Here is a 17968-nt window from a genome sequence, read left to right on the forward strand (position 1 = left end):
AGCGGTAAGGTAGGGAACCTCAGGGAAGCGACCACAGGGAGCGAGTGACATGGCAGGCCAGGCCGACAATCGGGCCCCGTACGCGAAGATTGCCGCCCACTACACGGAGCTGATTACGTCTGGTCAGCTAGAGCCGGGCACCCTCTTGCCGAGCATCAAGAACCTCGCGGAAGAGTGGAAGGTGAGCACCGCGACAGCCGAAAAGGCCCTGCGTAAGCTGCGCAACGAGGGTCTTGTGCGCGGGATCCACGGGATCGGGACGGAGGTCCTAGACCAGCCCGGGCCGATGTCTTCCGGGGCGCAACGCCAGGACCGGGGACGCCGTACCGGGTCTAGCTGGGGAGCAGGCGAAAGGTCCGACTCGCATCAGGCGGCTGTAGTGCCGGCCCCCGCCGAAGTGGCTCAAGCGCTGGACATTCAACCCGGCTCCGACGTGATCCGCCGGAGCCGGGTGTACCGCGACCGTCACGGCATCGTCGCCCACAGCACGTCATGGATTCCCGCGCGGTACGGGAAGTTGATCCCCCAACTCGCGGCGAGCGAGCGTCTTACGGGAGGGACCTCACTCCAGCTCATTGCTCAGGCGACCGGTCACCCGATCAGTCACCGCATCGACACGGCTTCAGCTCGCCTACTGACGCCGGAGTACGTAGAACTCTTGGAGCTGAGCCCCGAAAGCCCCCAGGCGGAACCCGTGGTCGTGATGACGGCAAAGTTCGTGAACAGTGAAGGAAGCATCGTGGAATACGGCGTGGACCTGGGGGGCCCGGGCCGCACATGGCGCACAGAATCCGAGGTCACCTCATGACGATCATGGATGACACGCTCATGAACGTGCTCGAAGAGCGCCTAGGGTCGCTGCTCACGGCCCGCAGAGCTGGCACAATCACGCTCGAAGCCGAAGCGGAGATGGCCGTCATCTCCCAGACCATGACGAGACCGATGCCACCACGTCCACCGTTCTGTGTCCTGATGGCCGGGCTCCCCGGCTCCGGCAAGACCACCCTTTCCCGCGTCCTCACAGATCGCGGGTTCGTACGGCTGTGCCCGGACGAAGAGATGTACCGCCGACATGGCGTCTACGGAGTCGACTTTCCGCGAGGCACTTTCCCCACTCTTGAGCGTCCGGTTCTTGAGGATGTCGCGGTTGAACTTCGCGAATACCTCATGGCGGGGCGCGATGTTGTGGTTGACCATGGCTTCTGGACTCCGGACGACCGCACCCGTTGGCGAACCATCGCAACCGATGCCGGCGCAACTCCGCTACTCGTCTACCTCGAAGCAAGTCACGATGAACTCTGGTCAAGGATCAACAAGCGCAACGAGGACCATGAGCACGATCCCAACTCGGTCTACTTTTCCGAGAGCGACCTCCAGCGCTACCGCACCCGATTCATACCTCCTGTGTCGGACGAACCGCACGTCCTCTTCGGCGGCGAGCCTGCGACCGTAATTGAGGTGCTGGAAGGGCGCCGCAAGTAGGCCTGATTCCTTCAGGTACCCCCGACAGCGGAGCTTTCGCCACCTGTGGTGGCGCGGTATGCTGCCGCGCCACCGTCTACCACTTGCCCAGCTAGACCCAGTGCCCAGTCGTATCCGCGTCTTCCATTGTTCAGTGTGAGCCGGGTTGAGCTAGGGGCAGTGTGACCTGTACGCCAGATTTCGCGAGACCCTTCCGCAGGCGTTCCATTGAACACTTGTGAAGGCGGATCGGTCAGTCGTCAAGTTCCAATTCTGGAGTGATGGCCGAGGGTTTAACTTCTCGATACACGGCAATCGGGATAACTGAAATTGCTGGCCAGGTTGGAGCTTCGCTCAGCCCCATCCCTTCCATTGCTCTGTTGGCCTCTTGAATCATCTTCTCAAGGATTCGGCGGTTCATCTCGCCCTTGTCAAGCGCAACCTGCAGAGTTGCCATCACTTGTTCGAATCGAACGGTAGGAGCGATGTGATCCCGTTCTGGAACCCTGCTGATTGTTGCTACTGTTGTCCACGTCTGAGGGTCTGCTCCGAGGCGAGAAAATAGGACCGACTTTTCACCGGCAAGATATCCTCCTGGATCAGAAATAACTCCGGAGTATTGATATTCCCAACCTTCTTCCCCGCAAGGGTAAACGCGGAGTGTCAGGTGTTCTCCATACATTGCTCGCACGATCTTGCCGACGTCCTGAGAGAAAGTATTATCGTCGCTCAATGAGTCGAATGCTGCTGCTGATGTCGCGAATGATGCTGGATAGATAGTGGATGTCGGAGCCGTAATTCTGATGAGTGACCCTGGATTGAGGGCTTTATGTATGCGCCCACGATTCCAGTTCTTTGGTTTCTTCGAGATCTCGGTAACATCCAGCAATATGTTAGCGTATTCGGCTGCGTCTTCTAGCATTGCAACATGGAGATCGGCCAGGGAGCGTACTTCTTGGTGGCGTGAACTTTCGTCATGCTGAGGGCCGTCGAGTCCGGTCAGTGAAACAGTCCACTGTCGCGTTCGCTCTGAATTCCGTTCCTCTGGCAAGCCGGAAGAAAGCTGTGCGAGAAGGGTTCTTACCCTTGCTGTGTCGACGTACAGATATTCGCGCACACTCGTCTTGCCTGTCTGGTCGGTCATGACATCTCCCGGAGCGAAGTGGGGGTTGAATCATACTCAGGTAGACACGAGATGGAAGAATGTCAAGCTAGCCTTGGCCAAAGCATTCATGTGCGTAACCATCTGCGGCTCGCCTGTGCCGCATGCGATAATGACATCGACAAACGTCAAGGGAGGCGCGGTAGAGTCGTCACGTGCCCTCTGTGAACGAAGACTTTGCGATTCTGGAGTACGTGTACGACAAGGCGGAACGCGACCTTGATAGAGCAGTAGATGTTTGGTCCGATTTTGAGCCTGACGACTGGGGTGCCGCAGCTCGCCGGTTGCAGCAATCTGGTTTGCTTGAGATGGCATCTATGGCAGGTGACTATAAAATCACTCCCCTTGGGCTCCACGTGGTCACTGAACTGCGCGCGAAGAGGCGTAACGGTCCAGCCAGAATGGAGGCTTTGCGTCTGGGGTTGGTGCAGTGGCTTTACGACTACTATCTTGAAGATGTTCGACCCGAAAGCACAAAGGATTTTCATTCCTCGGAAAAGGACCAGTATCTGGGGTTTCCCTTCCGTGGCCAAGAAGTTCTGAGGGCTCTTTCGTACATGCTGTCAAATGGGCTTATTCAAGGTGTTCAGGTCGACCAGACCGATCACTTGTTGCAGCCTTTTCTTACACCTAAAGGCCTAGATTGTGCGGAAAGCGGGAAAGCAGTGTCGGAATTTCTGAATCCGCCATCAAGTAATGGTCCGACGTTTAACGTTAGGATTGATGGTTCGCAGAATGTCGTAGTCGGGACTCAGTCCGACTTCACTCAAAACAATACTTCTGGGATCGATCCCGAAGTATTGGCCCGCGTTGCGCATTTTGCTAACGTGGCCCGTCAGGGAATTGCTTCCTATGGTCTGGGAGAAGATCAGCAAGTTGAGGTCGAGCAGATCGCCCAGGAGCTTGAGGCGGAGACTGCAGCCGACGCTCCGGACCGCGGACGCCTTGGTCGACTGACTGACCGACTTGTCGCAGCGATTGCGCCCGCTGCCGGGTCCGCGCTGGGTGGCATGGTCATGGCTCTCGGGGAGCAGGCTGCGCACGCGATTGCAGGATGACGTCACTCTCGGGTGCGGCGGTTGACCTGATCGGCGCCTGTAGCCGGAGTGCTCTAGGTGCCCTCGTGGTCTCGCGGCCAGGAGTCAACGGGTGACCAGTGTCAGCGGGCACCTGTGAACCCGCACGCAAACGGCCGTGGTGCCGGATGGCCTGCGCGGTTGTCTGGAGCGTCTGTGCCTGTTCTAGATCGCGTTCAGTGCAGCTCTGGACGAGGTGTGGACGGCAGGAAGCAGATTTGAGGCGAACGCCAATGTTTTCGCAGGTCAAGGGAACTATGCGTGTGTGATCTTGGGCAGACTGTAAATCTGCCGGCTTAGCCTACCCAGGTTCGAACCCTGGCGCCGCCACATGATCGAAAGGGTCTGTGATCAGCAGCAATGCTGATCACAGACCCTTTCGTCGTTCCCGGGGCCTTCCCGAGGCATCCCGAAGCCGCCCCCGAGGCATCCCCGCGGCCCCCTCCGCCCTGCCGCCAACCTTGACGTGCCCGTGCCACAGCCCTACTGTCGCGACACCGCGTTCACGTTGAAACATAAAGTTCATACACGTGAACGCTCGCTCCGCCAACCGAGTCGAGTCCACAGAGCAGACAGGAAGGCACCCCCCATGCGCATGCGTACGCTGCTCACCTCCCTGGCCACCGTCGTCGCCGTCACCGGCGGCCTCGCCCTCACGGCGCCCGCCGCGTCGGGCAGTACCGGCGCCGCCCACGTCGTCGCCTCCCCCCTGGCCGACCCCTCCGTCGCGCCCGGCGGGAACTTCGACCTGGGGGTGTGGCAGCTCCAGGAGCCGATCGGTTCCCCCGGCTCGCCCACGACGATCTCGTCGTCCCGCCTCCAGGGGGCCAACGGCTTCCAGGACTCGTACTTCTACACGGACACCCGCGACGGCGCGATGACCTTCTGGGCGCCGGAGAAGGGCGTCACCACCCCCAACTCGAACTACGCCCGCTCCGAACTGCGGGAGATGAACCGCAGCGGCAGCGCCGCCGACTGGTCGCTCAGCGGCACCCACACGATGAAGGCGACGCTACGGGTCGTCTCCGTCACCTCGAACGTCTGCGTCGGCCAGATCCACCTCGGCAGCGGCGGCACGTCCACCAAGCCGCTGCTGGAGCTGTACTACCGGTCGAGCGGCGACATCGTCCTCGGCACCGAGAACTCGCCCTCCGGCGGCCAGACCCTGCACACCGTGGGCAACGTGTCGGTCGGCAAGACGTGGAGCTACACGATCGGCGTCTCGGGCGGGAACACCATCAACCTGACGGTCAACGGGAGCACCACGCACTACGCCATCCCGTCGTCCTTCAACGCCTACAAGCAGTACTTCAAGGCGGGTTCGTACAACCAGTCGTCCTCCGACAGCACCACCAAGGGCGCCCGCGTCGCCTTCTACGGCCTCACCGTCGCCCACAGCTGAACGCGCCTGAGCGAGCCTCGACGGCCGACCCGGCCTGCGGCGGGGCAGACTGATCCCATGTCGTCTCGCCGCAGAAGCTGCCCCGAGTGCCGTCGTGAAATCGCCGTCGTGGCCGGCCGGTTCGCGCGACACGATCCGCCCGGCGCCCGGGAGAGCGGGGACCTCGTGTCGTGCCCCGGGTCCCGCCGCCAGGCGGAACTCGGGGCGGCCCAGCCCGCGTTGGACGGATACGTGGTCCCGGAGTTCCCCGGCCAGATGCCACTCTTCTGAACGGCGGCCCACCCCGCCGCCGGGGAACCCCAGTTGCTCAGATCCTCATTTGCTCAGACCCTCAGTTCCCCGCCACCGACTTCACCGCCACCGACACCGGCGCGGACCCGCCGATCAGTTCCAGCGTCAGGCCGGCCGTCGCCGGGGTCTCCACCAACTCCGCGAGTACGGCGGCCACATCGTCGCGCGGGATCGCGCCGCGACCGGTGTGGGCCTCCAGCCGGACCAGCCCGGTGCCGGCGTCGTTCGTGAGCGAACCGGGGCGCAGGATCGTCCAGTCCAGGGCATCCAGGCCGCGTACGTACGCGTCGGCCTCGCCCTTGGCCCGCAGATACACGTCGAAGACGCCGTCCCCGGAGTGCGTCGGATCCGCGCCCATCGAGGACACGACGACATGCCGCCGTACGCCCGCCAGGACCGCCGCGTCGGCGAACAGCACCGCCGAACCCCGGTCCACCGTGTCCTTGCGGGCCGTGCCGCTGTTCGGGCCCGCGCCCGCCGCGAAGACCGCCGCGTCCGCGCCCCGCAGTCGCGCCGCGACCTCCTCGACCGAGGCCGACTCCAGGTCCAGCAGCAGCGGTTCGGCGCCGGCCGCCCTTAGATCGTCGCTCTGTTCGGCGTTGCGGATGATGCCCGCGACCTCTTCACCGCGCGCGGCGAGCAGGCGCTCCAGCCGCAGCGCGATCTGACCATGACCTCCAGCGATGACAATGCGCATGCCTTCGACCGTACGCCCGGACGGCCGCACGCGCCGCATGACTTCAGCCGCGTCCCAGCGGCGCACACCCGCGACGGACGCGCCGGGCGCGCGGACCCGAGCCATGGCGCCTCAGGCGTACGCCCCGGCGCGACGACAGCCGCTCACGACAACTCGCCCCGTCCCTGCCGGGGCAGCCCCAACTCCGAGCCCGCCGCCGTGTTGCAGTACTCCCGCACCGCGCTGGTCCGTGCCACCACGCGCCCCCGGTGCACCACGATCCGGCTGTACGCCAGCGACAGCGCGCCCGCGAGCCGGTCGCCGCGCACCGCGAGCAGTTCGGCCGGAAAGCCCGCCTCGACGCGGACCTCGGGCAGACCGAGCGCCGAGCGCGCCGACGAACTCACCGTGTCGTAGGCGTCCTCGGGCCGCATCCCGTGCCGCGAGGCCAGCAGGTAGGCCGCCTCCAAGGGGTCCCCGCGGCCCACCGGGTTGGACACGTCCCGCAGGGCGCCGCTGCCCGCGGCGACCTGGACGCCGGCCGTGCGCAGCAGTCGTACGGGAGCCGTGCCCCGCCGGTCGACGCCGCCGCAGCCGCCCTGCGGCAGGCAGACCACCGTCACGTCGGCGGCGGCCAGTTGGTCCGCGATCCGCGTGACCGTGTCCGCAGGCAGCCGCCCCAGGCCGCCGCACGGGCCGAGTGTCACCCCGGGGCGCATCCCGCCCGCGACCGCCGCCAGCCGGGCCAGGCGGGTCGGGTCGGCGGCGTCCGTGTGCAGGTCGACCGGACAGCCGTGCTCGGAAGCGACCTCCAGGACGGCCTCCACGTACCCCGTCGGATCGGGGTCCAAATCTGGACAACCGCCCACTACGGAGGCACCCATTTTCAACGCGTCCCGCAGCATCGCGAGCCCGTCCGCCCCCGCCACCCCGGTCAGCAGCCGGGGCATCGCCACCGCCGTCAGCTCCGCCAGCCCCCGCAGCGCCCGCCGCGCCTGCAGTACGGCGGCCAGCGCGCTCAGCCCCTGAACGTCCCCCACGCGCACGTGTGCCCGCTGCGCCGTCGCCCCGTGCCCGAGTTGCAGGAGGGCGGCCTCGGTGGCGCGGCGCTGGACGTCCTGGGGGTCGTAGGAGACCGGTCCGCCGTTCTCGGCCGACAGGGCGGTGTCACTGTGCGTGTGCGGCTCGGCCGGGGCCGGGAGGAGGAGATAGCCACTGAGGTCCACGCGCGCGCCGCACGCGCGCGTGGCGTCCGTCGCCAGGCTGCCGGCCGTGCCGACCGCCTCGATGCGCCCGCCGCCCAGCCGTACGTCCACGGTCCGGCCGTCGGTCAGCCGGGCCCCGCACAGCAGGAGCGCGGCCGGGTCGGCCGGTCCCGACGAGCCTGAGGAACCCGACGGGCCGGACGACGAGGGGGACGGCTGGGGCTGGCTGTCGGGCATCGCGCTCCAGGGGCTCAGGGCTTCGCGGGCTCGGGGCTTCGGGGCTCAGGACTGGGGACTGCGCAAAGGGGCGCAAGGTCACGCAGAGTGAGTCGAGCCTAGGGCGGTGATCCGCTCACGGCCGGGAGGAGCGCAATAGTCGTACCGGTGTGGTCCCCCATACGTGAGGGGCCCCTGAGGCCTCTGGGAGGGCCTTGGAAGCGGCTGGAGCGGGGCCGCGAAACGGATTTGGGCGAACGGTCGCCGAGCGTGTAATGTCTTCATCGCTCGCCCCAATAGCTCAGTCGGTAGAGCGTCTCCATGGTAAGGAGAAGGTCTACGGTTCGATTCCGTATTGGGGCTCTGGTGTGAAAGGTTCTCGTCGCAAGATGGGAACCGATCGCATCACAGCGGTGTAGCTCAGTCGGTAGAGCAAGCGGCTCATAATCGCTGTGTCACCGGTTCAAGTCCGGTCACCGCTACTGACAGTAGCCGATTGCGGGGTCGGTCCTTCGATCGGCTACTCTGTTATGCGTTCATAGTCCCATCCGTTCGTCAAGGAGCACTCCTGTGGCTGCCACCGACGTCCGCCCGAAGATCACGCTGGCCTGCGTGGAGTGCAAGGAGCGGAACTACATCACCAAGAAGAACCGGCGTAACAACCCGGACCGTCTTGAGATGAAGAAGCACTGCCCGCGTTGCAATGCGCACACCGCGCATCGCGAAACGCGATAAGTATCAGGCTCGTACACGAGGCCGTCCCCGAAGTCTGGGGGCGGCCTCGCGTCGTTCTCCACACAGCAGGCCACATGCCAGGCCACACGGCAGCAGGAACATCAGGAGGTACCGGGCCATGGCGCTCGACCAGTCCTTCGTGGGGCGGACCTATCCGCCCACCGACCCCTACGAGGTGGGCCGGGAGAAGATCCGCGAGTTCGCGGAGGCGGTGGGCGACGCCAACCCGGCGTACACGGACCCGGAGGCCGCCAAGGCGCTCGGGCACCCCGATGTGATCGCCCCGCCGACCTTCGTCTTCTCCATCACGTTCAAGGCGGCCGGACAGGTCGTCCAGGACCCGCAGCTCGGCCTCGACTACAGCCGCGTCGTGCACGGCGACCAGAAGTTCGTCTACGTCCGCCCCGTGCGCGCCGGCGACCGCCTCACGGTCACCTCCACGATCGAGGCGATCAAGTCGATGGCGGGCAACGACATCCTGGACATCCGCGGCGAGGTCCACGACGAGGCCGGCGAGCACGTCGTGACCGCCTGGACCAAGCTCGTGGCCCGCGCGGCGGAGGGGAACTGACATGACGGCGAAGATCGCGTACGACGACGTCGAGGTCGGCACCGAGCTGCCCGCCCAGACCTTCCCCGTGACCCGCGCCGCCCTCGTCCAGTACGCGGGCGCCTCCGGGGACTTCAACCCGATCCACTGGAACGAGAAGTTCGCCAGGGAGGTCGGGCTCCCGGACGTCATCGCGCATGGCATGTTCACCATGGCCGAGGCGATCCGCGTGGTCACCGACTGGACCGGCGACCCGGGTGCGGTCGCCGAGTACGGCGTGCGCTTCACCAAGCCCGTCGTCGTCCCGAACGACGACCAGGGCGCGACCGTAGAGGTCAGCGCCAAGGTCGCCGCCAAGCTCGACGACAACACGGTCCGCGTGGACCTGGTGGCGATGAGCGCAGGCCAGAAGGTGCTGGGCATGTCACGAGCGGTCGTACGACTGGCGTGAGCTGAGGTAAGGGGCGTCCGCTATTGCGGGCGCCCCTTACGCATGGGTCGGCCGGGCCGATTCGGTCACCGGCAGTGACGCCGGCCAGTATCGGAGCCGTCCCGCCTGTGCGTCGTGTCACAGCGCGGAACGTCGCGCCACTCCCTGGAAGCCCGCCGCGCGGTACCCCTTGACGTAGTTAGTGATTGAGTACTAACTTTCTCGCATGGTCAGGATGAGCGCAGAAGAGAGGCGTGAGAGCGTCGTCCGCGCGGCGATCACCGAGTTCGCGCAGCGGGGGTACTACGGCACCTCCACCGAGGCGATCGCCAAGCGGGTCGGTGTCTCGCAGCCGTATCTCTTCCGGCTCTTCCCGGGCAAGAAGGCGATCTTCGCGGCGGCCTCGCTGCGGTGCGTGGCGGACGTGTGCCAGGCGCTGGAGGAGGCGGCCGAGGGGCTGGAGGGCGAGGATGCCCTGCATGCCATGGCCGACGCCTACGTGCGGCTCATCACGGAGAATCCCGAGAAGCTCCAGATGCAGATGCAGACGTACATCACCGTGGCCGCCGCCGAGGCGGAGGGTGACCACGAGTTCGGCGAGGTCGTGCGGAACGGCTGGATGAAGCTCTGGGAGATCGTGCATCTGCCGCTGGGGGCGGATGTCGAGGAGACCACGACCTTCATGGCGTACGGAATGCTGATCAACACCCTTGCGGCCATGGGTTTTCCGCCCGAGCACCGGGTCTGGGAAGGGTTGTATCCGGAGGCCCGTGTCACCGGTCGGCTGGAGAAGTCGTAGTAGCGGGCAAAGGGCGGATTCTGCGCCTTTTCATGCCCGGCAAAGTTAGTCATCAATAACTAATCATCGGTTCGAGCACCCTTTGGGGGAGCGATGTCACAGCCAACCGCACGTCGCGGGGGAATGGTCTGGGCCCTTGTCATCACCAGCGTCGCCGGATTCATGGCGGCCCTGGACAACCTCGTCGTCACCACCGCCCTGCCGTCCATCCGCAAGGACCTCGGGGGCGCGCTGGGCGACCTGGAGTGGACCGTGAGCGCCTACACGCTCACCTTCGCCGTCCTGCTGATGTTCGGCGCGGCGCTCGGCGACCGGTTCGGGCGCCGCCGGCTCTTCCTCGTCGGCATCACCGTCTTCACCGTCGCCTCCGCCGCCGCGGCCATGGCGCCCGGGATCGACTCCCTGATCGCGGCCCGCGCGGTCCAGGGTGTCGGCGCGGCGATCATGATGCCGCTGACACTGACCCTGCTGACGGCGGCCGTACCCGCCGCCAAGCGCGGGATGGCGTTCGGCATATGGGGCGCGGTGAACGGACTCGCCGTCGCCTCCGGACCCCTCATCGGCGGCAGCCTCACCGAGCACATCTCCTGGCACTGGATCTTCTGGCTGAACGTCCCGCTCGGCCTGGCCCTGATCCCGCTCGCCCGCCTGCGCCTCTCCGAGTCCCACGGCACCGGCGCCCCGCTCGACTTCCCCGGCACCCTGCTCGCCAGCGGCGGCCTCTTCGGGATCGTCTACGGCCTGGTCCGCGGGCCCGCCGACGGCTGGACCAGCTCGCTCGTCCTCACCGGGCTGTTCGCGGGGAGCGCGCTGTTCGCCGGATTCATCATCTACAGCGTCAACGCCAAGAACCCCATGCTCCCGATGCGGCTGTTCCGCTCCCGCGCCTTCTCCGGGATCAACGCGGCGAGCCTGTTGATGTTCCTCGGGATGTTCGGGTCGATCTTCCTGCTCAGCCAGTACATGCAGGGCGTCCTCGGCTACTCGCCCACCGAGGCGGGCCTGCGGATGCTCCCCTGGACCGGCATGCCGATGCTCGTCGCCCCCATCGCCGGCATCCTCTCCGACCGCATCGGCGGCCGCCCGGTCGTCGCCGCGGGCCTCTTCCTCCAGGCGGCCGGCCTCGGCTGGATGTCCTACGTGGTCACGACCGACGTCTCCTACGGCGCCCAGCTGCCCGGCCTGATCCTCAGCGGCATCGGCATGGCCCTGTTCTTCGCACCGGCCTCCAACCTGGTCATGTCCAGCGTCCGCCCCCAGGAGCAGGGCATCGCCTCCGGCGCGAACAACGCGCTCCGCGAGGTCGGCGGCGCCCTCGGCATCGCGATCATGGCCTCGATCTTCTCGGCCCAGGGTGGCTACCAGACCGCCCAGACCTTCGTCGACGGCCTGAAGCCCGCGCTGGTCACCGGCGCGGCGGTGGTCGCCCTCGCGGGAGTCGCGACGCTGCTGATCCCGACACGGCGGCGGGCGGCGGAGCTTGCGGCGACGTCCGCATCCGCTGAGCCGGTGGGGGCTTCCGAGTCCGACTCGGTACTGGAGAACGCCGGTCGCTGACCGGGACGCCTGTGCACGCACGCGTGGGGCCCTGCCATTGGTGGTGGGGCTTCACGCGTGCGTGCGGCTTGGTTGGTGGGGCTTGTGCGGGCGGGCGGGTTCGGTGGTGGGGCTTTACGTGGGTGAGCGGCTTCGTCGGTGGGGTTCTGCGTGGGCCGGCGTCTGCTGTCGCCGGGGGAGCTTCACGCGCGCGTGGGCTTGGCATTGTGGGGGGCTTCACGCGTGCGCGCGGGGGCCGGCTTCGGTGGTGGGGGTTCTACGGGTGTGTGCGTTCGGCTTCGCCGCGGGCGGTGAGGTGGTGGCCGGGGAGTTGGCTGCATGGGGACGCGTGGCCGGGGTGGAGGCGGAGGGCAGTGGCGGACGCGGTGCATCGCGCTGGGCGCGTGTCTCGTGCCCGGAGGCGGTGCCGGTGCCGGACGCGCGTTGCGCGGCGCACGCGCTGTTGGGCGCCCGCTCGACGGCGGTTGGGGGACCCGGGTCGGACACTTGCCTTGTGCTGAGGCGCGTTGCCTTGTGGCGGGTGGGTTCTCGTACTCGCGTCTGGCGCGTGTCCTGTACCGGATGCGTGCGTTGTGCTGGGCGCGTGTGTCCCGGATGGGGTGCCGGTGTCGGGCGTTCTCCTGGCCGTAGAGGCGGTGCCCCGTGGCGGAGGCGTGCCTCATGCCGGGTTCGGCACCAGTGCTGGATGTGCGCCTGCATGTCACGCGCTGCTGGTGTCGGCCACCCGCCCGGCAGCAGACGTGGTGCCTGGCGCCGGACGCGTACCCCGCGCCCCATTGGCGCCCTACGTGCTCTCGGCGCCGGAAGCCCTCCCCACACGCGGAGCTCCACCCCGCCGGCCCCGTACTCCTCCCCCCGCCCACCAAAATGACCACCCCCACCCCGCCACCCCCGGACTTGTCAGTCCCGTCTCGTAGTCTTGGCCCCGTGCAGGAACTTCACGACGCTCCCCTCGCCCCCCTCACCACCTTCCGGCTGGGTGGTCCCGCGACCCGGTTGGTCACCGCGACCACCGATGCCGAGGTGATCGGCGCCGTGCGCGCGGCCGATGACGCCGGGACGCCGTTGTTGGTCATCGGGGGCGGGTCGAACCTCGTCATCGGGGACAAGGGGTTCGAGGGGACCGCCCTGCGGATCGCCACCCGTGGCTTCGAACTCGACGGTACGCGGCTGGAGTTGGCGGCCGGTGAGGTGTGGACCGACGCTGTCGCCCGCACCGTGGAGGCCGGTCTTGCCGGTGTGGAGTGCCTGGCCGGGATTCCCGGTTCGGCCGGTGCGACCCCGATCCAGAACGTGGGGGCGTACGGGCAGGAAGTCTCCGCCACGATCACCGAGGTCGTCGCCTACGACCGCACCACCCGCGAGACGGTCACCCTCACCAACGAGGAGTGCGCCTTCTCCTACCGGCACAGCCGGTTCAAGGCCGAGCCCGAGCGGTATGTCGTGCTCCGCGTCCGCTTCGAACTGGAGGACGCGGACGGGCTGTCGGCGCCCGTGAAGTACGCCGAGACGGCCCGCGTCCTCGGGGTCGAGCCCGGTGACCGGGTGCCGTTGGCGCAGGCCCGGGAGACCGTGCTCGCCTTGCGTGCCGGGAAGGGCATGGTTCTTGATCCCGAGGACCACGACACCTGGTCGGCCGGTTCCTTCTTCACCAACCCGATCCTCACCGACGCGCAGTTCACCGCGTTCCACGCGCGCGTGGAGGAGCGCCTCGGGGAGGGCGTGGAGCCGCCCGCGTACCCGGCGGGGGAGGGGCACACCAAGACCTCCGCCGCCTGGCTGATCGACAAGGCCGGCTTCACCAAGGGGTACGGCAGCGGACCCGCCCGTATCTCCACGAAGCACACCCTCGCCCTCACCAACCGGGGCGAGGCGACCACGGCCGACCTGCTCGCCCTCGCGCGTGAGGTCGTCGCCGGGGTCCACGACACCTTCGGGGTCACGCTCGTCAACGAACCGGTGACCGTCGGCGTCAGCCTCGACGGCCAGTAGAACCCCCTCGGCCGGCCTCAATAGGCCAGCCCCACCCCCTGTTTCACCGTCCGGGGATCGTCGGTCATCGTCAGCATCGCGTGGGCGACATCGGCCCGCGCGATGAACCGGCCCTTGTCCGGGAAGCCGCCCACGACCGTGCGGTACGTGCCCGTCACCGGCTTGTTCTGGAGGCGTGGCGGGCGGACGCTCGTCCAGTCCGTGGCGCTGGCGGCGAGGGTCGCCTCCATCTCCCGCAGGTCGTCGTAGACGTCCTTCAGGAGCGCCGAGATCAGCCCGCGCGCGGTGCGGTCCAGGAGCCCGGCACCCTCCGGGTCCGGGCCGATCGGACCGGCGCTCACCACCAGCACCCGGCGCACCCCCTCCGCCTCCATGGCCGTCAGGACCGTACGCGTGAGCCGGGTCGCGATCCCCGCGTCCTTGCGGCTGCGCGCACCGAGCCCGGACAGCACCGCGTCCCGGCCCGCGACCGCCGGGCGTACCGCCTCCGGGTCGGTGAGGTCCGCGCGGAACACCTCAAGGCCCGAGCCCCGCGCGGTCAGCCGTGCCGGGTCCCGTACGACCGCCGTGACCTCGTGGCCCGCGGCCAGTGCCTGGCGGACGATCTCCTGGCCGATGCCTCCGGTGGCACCGAAAACGGTGAGCTTCATGGCGCACTCCTGCCCCTGTACGAGGTGGGTGAGTGTTTACTCACCCCTGCCTCCCTCTAGAGTGAGTAAGTACTCACCCACCCGTCAAGCCCGAACGGACCGGCCGTGGAATCCTTGGGCCCCATGCAGCAGAAACAGGCGGCGGAGCCCGCCGCGCAGAAACCCGCCCGGGTCCGCATCCTCGACGCCGCCCACGAGTTGATGCTCACCGTCGGCCTGGCCAAGGCGACCACCAAGGAGATCGCGAAGGCCGCCGGCTGCTCCGAAGCCGCGCTCTACAAGTACTTCGCCGGCAAGGAGGAGCTGTTCATCCGCGTCCTCACGGAACGGCTGCCCCAGCTGACCCCACTGCTGCGCAGCCTCGCCGCCGAGCCCGGACGGCACTCCCTGGAGGACAACCTCACCGAGATCGCCCGCCAGGCGGCCCTCTTCTACGAGCAGAGCTTCCCGATCGCTGCCTCCCTGTACGCCGAGACCCAGCTCAAGCGACGCCACGACGAGGCCCTGCGGCAGCTCGGCTCGGGCCCCCACAAGCCGATCGAGGCCCTGGACGCCTATCTGCGCGCCGAACAGGCCGCCGGCCGCGTCCGCCCCGACGCGGACACCTTCGCGGCCGCGTCACTCCTCCTGGGCGCCTGCGCACAGCGCGCGTTCGCCTACGAGGCCGCGGGGACCGGCGTACGACCGCCCGTGGACGAGTTCGCGCCCCGCCTGGCCCGGACGCTGCTGGGCGGAATCTCCGTTGCCGAGAACCCCTCCTGACCGGGGCCCTTGCCCCATGAGGCACCCCGTGTGGAGCTGTTCTCGTTCGCCGCGTACTCCCGGCACACCGTCGTGCACATCCCGCTGCGGGGAACTGGTCGATCTGGTGGTGGCGCACCAGGAGGCGGGCCTGCGCCCCTCCACTTCCCTACCCGGACGGCTAGCGCTGCCCCGAGCTCGCGATCTGTTTCAAGCCGTATCCGCCTTACGCCCACTTCAAGAGACCGGGGCACTGAGCCAGTCGTCGATGCCCGACAGGAGCTTGGTCTTCATGTCCTCCGGGGCGGCCGATCCGCGGACCGACTGCCGGGCCAGTTCGGCCAGTTCGCGGTCCGAGAAGGCGTGGTAGCGGCGGGCGATCTCGTACTGGGCGGCCAGCCGGGAGCCGAACAGGAGCGGGTCGTCGGCGCCGAGGGCCAGCGGGACGCCCGCTTCGAAGAGGGTCCTCAGGGGGACGTCCTCGGGCTTCTCGTAGACGCCCAGGGCCACGTTCGACGCGGGGCACACCTCGCAGGTGATGCCCCGGTCGGCGAGCCGCTTCATCAGCCGCGGGTCCTCCGCCGCGCGCACCCCGTGGCCGACCCGGGTCGCGTGCAGGTCGTCCAGGCAGTCCCGCACCGAGGCCGGGCCCGCCAGTTCGCCGCCGTGCGGGGCAGACAGCAGGCCGCCCTCCTGGGCGATCGCGAAGGCCCGGTCGAAGTCCCGTGCCATACCCCGGCGTTCGTCGTTCGAGAGGCCGAAACCGACCACTCCATGGTCCGCGTACCGGACCGCCAGCCGGGCCAGCGTGCGCGCGTCCAGGGGGTGCTTCATCCGGTTCGCGGCCACCAGGACCCGCATCCCGAGCCCGGTCTCGCGGGAGGTCGTCTCCACCGCGTCCAGGATCACCTCCAGCGCCGGGATGAGGCCCCCCAGGCGCGGTGCGTACGACGTCGGGTCCACCTGGATCTCCAGCCAGCCCGAGCCGTCCCTGACGTCCTCCTCGGCGGCCTCGCGGACCAGCCGCTGGATGTCCTCGGGCTCCCGCAGGCACGACCGCGCCGCGTCGTACAGCCGCTGGAAACGGAACCAGCCCCGCTCGTCCGTCGCCCGCAGCTTCGGCGGCTCCCCGCTGGTCAACGCCTCGGTCAGGGCGTCGGGCAGGCGTACGCCGTACTTGTCGGCGAGCTCCAGCACGGTGGTCGGCCGCATCGACCCGGTGAAGTGCAGGTGCAGATGGGCTTTCGGCAGTTCAGAGACATCACGTACACGCTCCATCTGGGAATCCTGCCGTACGTTTCCGCCGTCCCGGTACCACTTTCCTCGATCGTGGTCTTGCTCGCACAAAGCAGCGGGCCGCCTCCCCGGAGGGAAACGGCCCGCACGCACGCGTGGAGCACGAAAAACGTCAGCCCTTGGCCTCCGCCAGCAGCTTCTGGATGCGGCTGACGCCCTCGACGAGGTCCTCGTCACCCAGGGCGTACGACAGCCGCAGGTAACCGGGGGTCCCGAAGGCCTCGCCCGGGACGACCGCGACCTCGGCCTCCTCCAGGATCAGCGCGGCCAGCTCGACCGAGTCCTTGGGGCGCTTGCCGCGGATCTCCTTGCCGAGCAGCGCCTTGACCGACGGGTACGCGTAGAACGCGCCCTCGGGCTCCGGGCAGAGCACGCCGTCGATCTCGTTCAACATCCGCACGATCGTCTTACGACGGCGGTCGAAGGCCTCGCGCATCTCCGCCACGGCCGTCAGATCACCGGAGACGGCGGCCAGCGCGGCGACCTGGGCCACGTTGGAGACGTTCGAGGTGGCGTGCGACTGGAGGTTGGTCGCGGCCTTGACGACGTCCTTCGGGCCGATGATCCAGCCCACCCGCCAGCCGGTCATGGCGTACGTCTTGGCGACGCCGTTGACCACGATGCACTTGTCGCGCAGCTCAGGGAGGATCGCGGGCAGCGAGGTGAACTTGGCGTCGCCGTAGACCAGGTGCTCGTAGATCTCGTCCGTCATGACCCACAGGCCGTGCTCGACGGCCCAGCGGCCGATCGCCTCGGCCTCGGCCTCGCTGTAGACGGCGCCGGTCGGGTTGGACGGCGAGACGAAGAGGACGACCTTGGTGTTCTCGGTGCGGGCCGCCTCCAACTGCTCGACCGTGACGCGGTACCCGGTCGTCTCGTCGGCGACGACGTCCACCGGGACACCGCCCGCGAGCCGGATCGACTCCGGGTACGTCGTCCAGTACGGCGCAGGGACGATGACCTCGTCGCCCGGGTCGAGGATCGCGGCGAAGGCCTCGTAGATGGCCTGCTTGCCGCCGTTGGTGACCAGGATCTGCGAGGCGTCCACCTCGTAGCCCGAGTCGCGCAGCGTCTTCGCGGCGATCGCGGCCTTCAGCTCCGGCAGACCGCCGGCCGGGGTGTAGCGGTGGTACTTGGGGTTCGAGCAGGCCTCGATGGCGGCCTGGACGACGTAGTCCGGGGTCGGGAAGTCCGGTTCACCCGCGCCGAAGCCGATCACCGGACGTCCGGCGGCCTTGAGGGCCTTTGCCTTGGCGTCCACGGCGAGGGTGGCGGACTCGGAGATCGCGCCGACTCGGGCGGAGACCCGGCGCTCGGTGGGAGGGGTTGAGGCGCTCATGGGGCCCATCGTTTCAGACCGGAAACCCGCCCGGCACACCGGTTTCACAGACTGAACAGGATCGGGCGAGCGTTGAACAACCGTCCGGATTCCCGCCCCGGCCTGGGCGATCTTCCTCCGGCAATCCCCGTACAGGCACTTTCTGTTCGACGACCGGCCCCGGAGCACGTACACTCCTAGCTCGTTGGCCTTCAACAGCCGCGCCCTACCAGGTGCACACCGAGCACTCGGGCGGATGCGGTACGTTGGGGACGTCACAAAGGGTCGTAGCTCAATTGGTAGAGCACCGGTCTCCAAAACCGGCGGTTGGGGGTTCAAGTCCCTCCGGCCCTGCTACACACACCTTCACCAGGATGTGTGCGCAGCGCATGTACGTACAGCAATGCATCG

Annotated in this window: 18 protein-coding genes and 4 tRNA genes; 16 read left to right on the forward strand and 6 right to left on the reverse strand. The window is 67.7% G+C overall.

Annotated features, from left to right (window positions below; translation table 11 throughout):
- The first annotated feature begins 49 nt into the window (after positions 1-49).
- Positions 50-808 (forward strand): GntR family transcriptional regulator, encoded by a 759-nt coding sequence (locus tag OG407_RS30495; RefSeq protein WP_405862842.1) that lies wholly within the window; start codon positions 50-52, stop codon positions 806-808.
- A complete protein-coding gene (locus OG407_RS30500; RefSeq protein ID WP_405862843.1) occupies positions 805-1482 on the forward strand; it encodes an AAA family ATPase in 678 nt (225 codons plus the stop codon). Before OG407_RS30495 ends, OG407_RS30500 begins: the two co-directional genes overlap by 4 nt.
- Positions 1483-1714: 232 nt before the next feature.
- Here OG407_RS30500 and OG407_RS30505 read toward each other — a convergent pair whose 3' ends face one another.
- On the reverse strand, positions 1715-2605 hold the full coding sequence (locus tag OG407_RS30505) for a hypothetical protein (RefSeq protein ID WP_405862844.1): 891 nt from the start codon (positions 2603-2605) through the stop codon (positions 1715-1717).
- A 173-nt stretch (positions 2606-2778) separates the two neighbouring features.
- Here OG407_RS30505 and OG407_RS30510 point away from each other — a divergent pair, with 173 nt between their 5' ends.
- The 4 genes from OG407_RS30510 to OG407_RS30525 all read left to right on the forward strand — a co-directional run bounded on the left by OG407_RS30510 (position 2779) and on the right by OG407_RS30525 (position 5371).
- On the forward strand, positions 2779-3681 hold the full coding sequence (locus OG407_RS30510; RefSeq protein ID WP_405862845.1) for a hypothetical protein: 903 nt from the start codon (positions 2779-2781) through the stop codon (positions 3679-3681).
- Between the two features lie 240 nt (positions 3682-3921).
- Positions 3922-4029, forward strand: a tRNA-OTHER gene (locus OG407_RS30515).
- Positions 4030-4288: 259 nt separating this feature from the next.
- Positions 4289-5101, forward strand: a complete 813-nt coding sequence (locus tag OG407_RS30520; RefSeq protein ID WP_365613403.1) for a polysaccharide lyase family 7 protein — start codon at positions 4289-4291, stop codon at positions 5099-5101.
- A 57-nt stretch (positions 5102-5158) separates the two neighbouring features.
- On the forward strand, positions 5159-5371 hold the full coding sequence (locus tag OG407_RS30525; RefSeq protein ID WP_026150157.1) for a hypothetical protein: 213 nt from the start codon (positions 5159-5161) through the stop codon (positions 5369-5371).
- Between the two features lie 61 nt (positions 5372-5432).
- Here the strand turns inward: OG407_RS30525 and OG407_RS30530 are convergent, their stop codons facing one another.
- Both OG407_RS30530 and OG407_RS30535 read right to left on the reverse strand, forming a co-directional pair.
- A complete protein-coding gene (locus OG407_RS30530; protein WP_405862846.1) occupies positions 5433-6089 on the reverse strand; it encodes an NAD(P)H-binding protein in 657 nt (218 codons plus the stop codon).
- A 143-nt stretch (positions 6090-6232) separates the two neighbouring features.
- Positions 6233-7510 carry an amidohydrolase family protein gene (locus OG407_RS30535; protein ID WP_405862847.1) on the reverse strand — a complete coding sequence of 426 codons (1278 nt, stop codon included), beginning with the start codon at positions 7508-7510 and terminating at the stop codon, positions 6233-6235.
- Between the two features lie 269 nt (positions 7511-7779).
- Here OG407_RS30535 and OG407_RS30540 point away from each other — a divergent pair.
- The 8 genes from OG407_RS30540 to OG407_RS30575 all read left to right on the forward strand — a co-directional run bounded on the left by OG407_RS30540 (position 7780) and on the right by OG407_RS30575 (position 13552).
- Positions 7780-7852, forward strand: a tRNA-Thr gene (locus OG407_RS30540).
- A gap of 46 nt (positions 7853-7898) precedes the next feature.
- Positions 7899-7971, forward strand: a tRNA-Met gene (locus OG407_RS30545).
- A gap of 88 nt (positions 7972-8059) precedes the next feature.
- Positions 8060-8224 carry a 50S ribosomal protein L33 gene (gene rpmG, locus OG407_RS30550; RefSeq protein ID WP_003948671.1) on the forward strand — a complete coding sequence of 55 codons (165 nt, stop codon included), beginning with the start codon at positions 8060-8062 and terminating at the stop codon, positions 8222-8224.
- Between the two features lie 118 nt (positions 8225-8342).
- Positions 8343-8795, forward strand: coding sequence for a MaoC family dehydratase N-terminal domain-containing protein (locus tag OG407_RS30555; RefSeq protein WP_365308688.1), 453 nt, complete (start codon positions 8343-8345; stop codon positions 8793-8795).
- A gap of 1 nt (position 8796) precedes the next feature.
- The gene (locus tag OG407_RS30560) at positions 8797-9225 is read left to right on the forward strand and encodes a MaoC family dehydratase (protein WP_405862848.1); all 429 of its coding nucleotides are present in this window, start codon (positions 8797-8799) and stop codon (positions 9223-9225) included.
- A gap of 205 nt (positions 9226-9430) precedes the next feature.
- The gene (locus tag OG407_RS30565) at positions 9431-10003 is read left to right on the forward strand and encodes a TetR/AcrR family transcriptional regulator (RefSeq protein ID WP_405862849.1); all 573 of its coding nucleotides are present in this window, start codon (positions 9431-9433) and stop codon (positions 10001-10003) included.
- Positions 10004-10096: 93 nt separating this feature from the next.
- Entirely contained in the window at positions 10097-11560 is a 1464-nt protein-coding gene (locus OG407_RS30570; protein ID WP_405862850.1) for a DHA2 family efflux MFS transporter permease subunit, read from the forward strand.
- Between the two features lie 927 nt (positions 11561-12487).
- Positions 12488-13552 carry a UDP-N-acetylmuramate dehydrogenase gene (locus OG407_RS30575; RefSeq protein ID WP_405862851.1) on the forward strand — a complete coding sequence of 355 codons (1065 nt, stop codon included), beginning with the start codon at positions 12488-12490 and terminating at the stop codon, positions 13550-13552.
- A gap of 17 nt (positions 13553-13569) precedes the next feature.
- On the opposite strand, the gene OG407_RS30580 is transcribed toward OG407_RS30575, so the two are convergent.
- Entirely contained in the window at positions 13570-14202 is a 633-nt protein-coding gene (locus OG407_RS30580; RefSeq protein WP_405862852.1) for an NAD(P)-dependent oxidoreductase, read from the reverse strand.
- 123 nt (positions 14203-14325) lie between these two features.
- Here OG407_RS30580 and OG407_RS30585 point away from each other — a divergent pair, with 123 nt between their 5' ends.
- The gene (locus OG407_RS30585) at positions 14326-14964 is read left to right on the forward strand and encodes a TetR/AcrR family transcriptional regulator (protein WP_405862853.1); all 639 of its coding nucleotides are present in this window, start codon (positions 14326-14328) and stop codon (positions 14962-14964) included.
- Positions 14965-15180: 216 nt separating this feature from the next.
- Here the strand turns inward: OG407_RS30585 and OG407_RS30590 are convergent, their stop codons facing one another.
- Together OG407_RS30590 and OG407_RS30595 are read right to left on the reverse strand one after the other, a co-directional pair.
- The gene (locus OG407_RS30590) at positions 15181-16221 is read right to left on the reverse strand and encodes an adenosine deaminase (RefSeq protein ID WP_405862854.1); all 1041 of its coding nucleotides are present in this window, start codon (positions 16219-16221) and stop codon (positions 15181-15183) included.
- Positions 16222-16351: 130 nt separating this feature from the next.
- The gene (locus OG407_RS30595) at positions 16352-17578 is read right to left on the reverse strand and encodes a pyridoxal phosphate-dependent aminotransferase (protein ID WP_405862855.1); all 1227 of its coding nucleotides are present in this window, start codon (positions 17576-17578) and stop codon (positions 16352-16354) included.
- Positions 17579-17838: 260 nt separating this feature from the next.
- On the opposite strand from OG407_RS30595, the gene OG407_RS30600 reads away from it, so the two are divergent.
- A tRNA-Trp gene (locus tag OG407_RS30600) sits at positions 17839-17911 on the forward strand.
- Positions 17912-17968: the final 57 nt, after the last annotated feature.

The organism is Streptomyces sp. NBC_01515 (genome assembly GCF_045040345.1).
In the GTDB taxonomy this organism is placed as follows: domain Bacteria; phylum Actinomycetota; class Actinomycetes; order Streptomycetales; family Streptomycetaceae; genus Streptomyces.